Origin of the sequence: Pseudomonas sp. S31, from assembly GCF_016648105.1 — a bacterium.
Lineage (GTDB): Bacteria > Pseudomonadota > Gammaproteobacteria > Pseudomonadales > Pseudomonadaceae > Aquipseudomonas.
Genome location: NZ_JACVVE010000043.1, coordinates 41,353 through 47,942 on the forward strand (window position 1 = coordinate 41,353; position 6,590 = coordinate 47,942).

Below are 6,590 nucleotides of genomic sequence, written 5' to 3' on the forward strand. Positions count from 1 at the left end.
ACCGGCGCGCCAGACGCCGGGGCCCCGCGAGGAGATTGCATGAGCCTGCCCGCCGCGTTCCTGCGTGATGTCGAGCGCCTGATTCCCGCCGAACGCCGCTTCGACGACCCCACTTCGACCCTGGCCTTCGGCACCGATGCCAGCTTCTACCGGTTGATCCCCAAGCTGGTGGTGCGGGTCGAGTCCGAGGACGAGGTGGTCGGGCTGATTCACCTGGCCCAGCGCGAGCGCGTACCCGTGACCTTCCGCGCCGCCGGCACCAGCTTATCTGGCCAGGCCATCAGCGATTCACTGCTGATCGTGCTCGGCGACAACTGGAATGGCCGCGAAATCCGCGGAGCCGGAGAACAGATCCGCCTGCAGCCCGGGGTGATCGGTGCCCAGGCCAACGCCTGGCTGGCCCCGTTCGGGCGCAAGATCGGCCCCGACCCGGCCTCGATCAACGCCTGCAAGATTGGCGGCATCGTCGCCAACAACGCCAGCGGCATGTGCTGCGGCACGGCGCAGAACACCTACCACACCCTGGCCGGCATGCGCCTGGTGCTGGCCGACGGTACCCGCCTGGACAGCGAAGACCCGGCCAGCGTCGCCGCTTTCGAAACGTCCCACGCGACCCTGCTCGAATCCCTCGCCCGCCTGGGCCGGGAAACCCGCGCCAACACCGAACTGGCCGACCGCATTCGGCATAAATACCGCCTGAAGAACACCACCGGGCTTTCGCTCAATGCACTGGTGGACTACGACCAGCCGCTGGATATCCTCCAGCACCTGATGGTCGGCTCCGAAGGCACCCTGGGCTTCATCAGCGCCGTGACCTACGACACCGTGCCCGATCACCCACACAAGGCCAGCGCGCTGCTGGTGTTCCCCAGCGTCGAGAGCTGCTGCCGCGCGGTGACCGTGCTCAAGCGCCAGCCGGTGTCGGCGGTGGAGCTGCTCGACCGTCGCAGCCTGCGCTCGGTGCAGGACATGCCGGGCATGCCGCTGTGGGTGAAAGGCCTCTCGGCCAACGCCTGCGCGCTGCTGATCGAGTCACGCGCCGCCAGCCAGAGCCTGCTGCACGAGCAGTTGGGCCAGGTGATGGCGTCGATCGCCGAATTTCCGCTGGAGCAGCAGGTCGACTTCAGCGAAGACCCGGTGGTCTACAACCAGCTGTGGAAAATCCGCAAGGACACCTTCCCGGCGGTCGGTGCCGTGCGCGAGACCGGCACCACGGTCATCATCGAAGACGTGACCTTCCCCGTCGAACAACTGGCCGAAGGCGTCAACCGCCTGATCCAGCTGTTCGACAAGCACCGCTACGACGAGGCGATCATTTTCGGCCATGCCCTTGAGGGCAACCTGCACTTCGTCTTCACCCAGGGCTTCAACAGCCCCGAGGAAGTCGCCCGCTACCAGGCCTTCATGGACGATGTGGCGCAGCTGGTGGCGGTGGAGTTCGGCGGCTCGCTCAAGGCCGAACACGGCACCGGCCGCAACATGGCACCGTTCGTGGCCCTGGAGTGGGGCCAGGATGCCTACCAGCTGATGTGGGCGCTCAAGCGCCTGCTCGACCCCAACGGCATCCTCAACCCGGACGTGGTGCTCAGCGAAGATCCGGACATCCACCTGAAGCATCTGAAGCCCTTGCCGGCCGCCGACGAAATCGTCGACAAGTGCATCGAGTGCGGCTTCTGCGAACCGGTCTGCCCGTCCAAGGGGCTGACCCTCAGCCCGCGCCAGCGCATCGTCATGTGGCGCGATATCCAGGCGAAGACGCGTGCCGGCGTGGACACCCGCGAACTGCTGCAAACCTACCAGTACCAGGGCATCGACACCTGCGCTGCCACCGGCCTGTGTGCCCAGCGCTGCCCGGTGGGCATCAACACCGGCGAACTGGTGAAGAAGCTGCGCAGCCAGGCCGCCCACCATGCCAAGGCCGCCGACTGGCTGGCCGAGCACTTCCAGACCGCACTGGGTGGCGCACGCCTGACCCTGACCGCCGCCAACACCGCCCGCAAGCTGCTCGGCGCCCCGCGCCTGGCGCGCCTGAGCAAGGCCCTGGGCAAGGCCAGCAACGGTCGCCTGCCGCAGTGGACCCCGGCCATGCCGCAACCGGTGCGCGGCTTGGCTTTCGGCCCGGCGAGCAACGATGCCCGCCCACGCGTGGTGTACCTGGCGGCCTGCGTATCGCGGGCGATGGGCCCGGCCTACGCCGACCGCGAGCAGACCACGCTGCTCGACAAGACCCGCTCGCTGCTGGAAAAGGCCGGTTACCAGGTGGTGTTCCCGGACAACGCCGACAGCCTGTGCTGCGGCCAGCCGTTCGCCTCCAAGGGGTATCCAGAGCAGGCCGAGCACAAGCGCCAGGAACTGATCAACGCGCTGCTGCACGCCAGCCGCGGCGGCCTCGACCCGATCTACTGCGACACCAGCCCGTGCACCCTGCGCCTGGTGCAGGACCTGGCCGACACCCGGCTGGACCTGTACGACCCGGTCCGCTTCATCCGCACCCACCTGCTGGACAAGCTGGAGTTCACCCCCCAGGACGAGCCGGTGGCGGTGCACGTGACCTGCAGCACCCAGCACCTGGGCGAGAGCCAGGCACTGATCGACCTGGCGCGGCGCTGCAGCAAGCAGGTGGTGATTCCGGAAGGTATCCATTGCTGCGGGTTTGCTGGGGACAAGGGCTTCACCACGCCCGAGCTCAATGCTCATTCGCTGCGTAGCCTGAAGGATGCGGTGCAGTATTGCAGCGAAGGGATTTCCACCAGCCGGACCTGTGAGATTGGCTTGTCCAGCCATAGCGGGATCGATTACCACGGGTTGGTGTATCTGGTGGATCGGGTGACGCGAGCGCGAAGCATCTGACATAGGATTCAGACAATTCCCACAGCCCGGAACTAGAGATTCGGGCGTTGGAGAAATATCCTACAACTCGCGTCGACACGCGTCTGATTGTCCCGGGAAACCTGGCCCCCTAGGCTGTCCGAGTCGCTGATGTTCAGCGATCGGGCGTGGAATCCCGGCAAAATACTGAGTTGCTGCCGTCACGGTAGCTGTGCGCGGGAGGCTGACAAAGCCTACCGGGTTTACTCGTAGCCTGGATTCCACCCCGCGTACAGCTGCCACCCTTCCGCGTGGAATCGGAAAGGTCGCAGACTCACTCAACTATACGAGTAGTCGACATGAAAAAAATCGTCCCCGACCCTCCGCACTTCTCCCAGATCCCCGAAGGCACGACCCTCTCCGACGCCATCATCGAGCAGTTCGTGCCGGTGGATGAAGTGGTGTCGAGCATCACCCACTACCTGTTGCTCGCCTACAACCACAGCCGCTACTTCATCGAGTCCATCGAAAACCCAGCCCTGCGCGAATCGCTGGCCAATGGCCTGGGCGCCATGCAGATCGCCTGGGCCCAGGCCGATGCCCTGGCGCTGGCACTCGAGCGCAAGCCCAACCTGCATTGAGCTTGGCCGCCCCGGCCTCTTCGCGGGTAAACCCGCTCCTACAGATTGAGCTGCGCCCAATGTTGTCCCTCTGTAGGAGCGGGTTCACCCGCGAACACCGGCAACGCCGGTGCCATCCACCATCGTATTCAGGGAATCGAAACCATGGCCTCCAAACCCCGCATGCCCCGCTCCATCCTCATCGCCACCCCGTACTTCTCGGTGTACGAGAACATCTCCCCCCAAGACGCCTTGACCTATGCCAGTGCACTCATCGGCGATCTCAGCGAACTCCTCGATAAACACCACGCCACCGGAGTTCCCGAAAGGAACCCGCGCATCATCAAGAACGCAGCCTACGCCGCAACCACTTCGCTAGCCCTTATCCAGCACGCACTGGCGCATCTACCTACAGCCAGCGGAGAGCCCGAAGATGCCCGATAACCTCACCCCCGCCACCACCGCCGGCATTGCGACCTTCGACCTGTTCCGCCTGCAACCCGGCATCCCCTTCGAACACGCCTTCAGCCAGCTATCAGTCTTGCTCGGCTGCATCCGCCACCTGACCACCGAGGCCGAGATGGAGAACGACCGCCAGGCCGGCAGCGCCGCCCGCATCCTCAGCGAATTGGCCAAGGCGCTTATCGATGACATGGAAAAAGGCCTGAACAAAGCCCCTCAGACATCGACAATCCCCATGTAGGACCGCGTCTACACATCCCGATTGAACCGTCGCAAATCCACCACAGTCCACCCTTACAGGCCCACTCTCCAGAGGCCATACAAGGAGACATCCATGAAAGGTACCGCGCTTTCGGCCCTGTTCGCGGCCGCTACCCTCCTGGCTTCGCCGGTGTTCGCCGCCGACGACCTGTGCACCATCAACCTGCAGAAGATCGACGACAGCATGGCCACTGCCGGCGCCACCTCCGAAGGCCTGGACAAGGCCGTCACCGAGGAAGTCGACAAGGCCAAGGCCGCCCAGGCAGCGGGCAACACCAAGGAATGCATCGCCCGCACCAGCAAGGTGCTGGAGCGCCTGGAGAAGACCGAGAAAGGCAGCGGTTCCGCCGGCGGCAGCGGCGCTTGAGCCCGCGCTGCGCGGGCGACCCGACCGGCTGTCGACGTCGCCCGCGCAATGGCGTATACTGGCCGCACGTACCGAAAGGTACGTACAGCTAGAGCTGTAGCGTGGGGCCGATCAGGATTCGACGCCGGTAGCGAAACTCTAGGTGCATGCCGAGTTGGTAACAGAACTCGTAAATCCACTGTTGCAACTTTCTATAGTTGCCAATGACGAAAACTACGAGGGTTACGCTCTCGCTGCGTAAGCAGCTGAGCCCGCTCTCCTGGTAGCTTCGGCTCCAGCAATCATCAGGGGATGCCTGTAAACCCGAAATGATTGTCATACAGAACAGGATCGTCGTGTAGCACGTTGGGGGCAAAGCGACTAAAACTTACCCAACTCGTCCAAAGCACCCTGCCCGTCGGGCGGCTGCGGATTAACTCAGTAGACACGGCTAAGCATGTAGTACCGACAGCGGAGTACTGGCGGACGGGGGTTCAAATCCCCCCGGCTCCACCAAATGATCAATCAAAGACGTCCACGGACGTCTTTTTTTGTGCCTGCAACCCACAAATACGCGGCCTCCAGCGCTTTTGCGGTCTTTCAAGAGTTTTTGAGTTCCAGCCATTCGGGTATTCCAGGCGGTATTCCAGCTCACCCGGTACTAATCTGTGGAATACCGAATCAGTGCTTGAGGACAATCTCATGCCTGCTCAAAACCTCCGCCTCTCCGATCGACAGCTCAAGGGAGTCAAACCCGCGTCCAAGGATTACGTCCTCACGGACGGTGATGGTTTACAGCTCCGCGTACGCAGCAACGGCTCGTTGCTGTGGAATTTCAACTACCGCGAACCGGTGACCAAGAAGCGCATCAACATTGGCTTCGGGACCTACCCCGAACTGTCACTGGCGAACGCACGAAAGAAGGCAGTCGAAGCCCGCGAGCTGCTCGCTCAAGGCATCGATCCGAAGGTGCAGCGCAATACGCTGAATGAAGCCAAACGCGCGGAAACCGAACACACCTTCGAGAACGTGGCCACCGCCTGGTTCGAGCTCAAGAAAGACTCGGTCACCCCAGCCTATGCCGAGGACATTTGGCGGTCGCTCACATTGCACGTATTCCCAGATTTGAAGACGACACCACTTGCGAAGATCACCGCGCCAATGGTGATCGCATTGCTTCGCCCAATCGAAGCCAAAGGCAGCCTAGAGACGGTCAAGCGTCTCAGCCAGCGGCTAAACGAGATCATGACCTACGGCGTAAACTCCGGCCTGATCTTCGCCAACCCGCTCACCGGCATCAGGGCAGTATTCAAGAAGCCCAAGAAAGAGAACATGGCTGCGCTTCCGCCCGAAGAACTCCCCGAGCTCATGTTGGAGATCGCGAACGCCAGCATCAAACGCACCACCCGCTGCCTGATCGAATGGCAGTTGCACACGATGACTCGCCCCGCCGAGGCGGCGACTACTCGCTGGACAGACATCGATTTTGAAAGGCGTGTCTGGACTATCCCTGCGGAGCGGATGAAGAAGCGCCGCCCACACAGCATTCCGCTGAGTGATCACGCTATCGCACTATTGGAGTCACTGAAGACCCATAGCGGCCATCGCGAATACGTCTTCCCGTCAGACAGAAATCCACGCACCCACGCCAATAGCCAGACCGCCAACATGGCGTTGAAACGCATGGGGTTCCAGGATCGGTTGGTCAGTCACGGCATGCGCTCGATGGCCAGCACCATCTTGAATGAGCATGGGTGGGACCCGGAACTCATTGAGGTCGCACTGGCGCATGTCGACAAGGATGAGGTGCGCAGCGCCTACAACCGAGCCGACTACATCGAACGCCGACGACCGATGATGGCCTGGTGGAGTGAGTACATCCAGAAGGCCGCCACCGGCAGCCTGCTCGCCTCAGCGTACGGCCAAGTCAGAGACAAGAACGTGGTGCCGATACGCTAGCGCTTTGCAGGCGCATCAACGGCAGCAACAACAATTGAGCGTTCAAGATTCAGGGAAAGCAGCCTCGTTTATCTGCTTGTCAGCGCGGGTCCATCCAAACAGGGCTGCAAAGCCGCCCTGTTTGGATGGACCTC

General features: G+C 62.5%; 6 protein-coding genes and 1 other RNA gene. All 7 read left to right on the forward strand.

Annotation, left to right across the window (positions count from 1 at the left end):
- Positions 1-39 precede the first annotated feature (39 nt).
- The 7 genes from IAE37_RS24065 to IAE37_RS24095 all read left to right on the forward strand — a co-directional run bounded on the left by IAE37_RS24065 (position 40) and on the right by IAE37_RS24095 (position 6,456).
- The gene (locus IAE37_RS24065; RefSeq protein WP_201177646.1) at positions 40-2,850 is read left to right on the forward strand and encodes an FAD-binding and (Fe-S)-binding domain-containing protein; all 2,811 of its coding nucleotides are present in this window, start codon (positions 40-42) and stop codon (positions 2,848-2,850) included.
- A 317-nt stretch (positions 2,851-3,167) separates the two neighbouring features.
- A complete protein-coding gene (locus IAE37_RS24070) occupies positions 3,168-3,449 on the forward strand; it encodes a hypothetical protein (RefSeq protein WP_201177648.1) in 282 nt (93 codons plus the stop codon).
- Between the two features lie 144 nt (positions 3,450-3,593).
- Entirely contained in the window at positions 3,594-3,872 is a 279-nt protein-coding gene (locus IAE37_RS24075) for a hypothetical protein (protein ID WP_201177650.1), read from the forward strand.
- On the forward strand, positions 3,862-4,131 hold the full coding sequence (locus tag IAE37_RS24080) for a DUF3077 domain-containing protein (protein ID WP_201177652.1): 270 nt from the start codon (positions 3,862-3,864) through the stop codon (positions 4,129-4,131). The genes IAE37_RS24075 and IAE37_RS24080 overlap by 11 nt, the downstream gene beginning before the upstream one ends.
- 93 nt (positions 4,132-4,224) lie before the next feature.
- Positions 4,225-4,518, forward strand: a complete 294-nt coding sequence (locus IAE37_RS24085; RefSeq protein WP_201177654.1) for a hypothetical protein — start codon at positions 4,225-4,227, stop codon at positions 4,516-4,518.
- A gap of 103 nt (positions 4,519-4,621) precedes the next feature.
- Positions 4,622-5,013: a transfer-messenger RNA gene (ssrA, locus tag IAE37_RS24090) on the forward strand.
- A gap of 186 nt (positions 5,014-5,199) precedes the next feature.
- Positions 5,200-6,456: an integrase domain-containing protein gene (locus IAE37_RS24095; RefSeq protein WP_201177656.1), complete on the forward strand. Its 1,257-nt coding sequence runs from the start codon at positions 5,200-5,202 to the stop codon at positions 6,454-6,456.
- Positions 6,457-6,590: the final 134 nt, after the last annotated feature.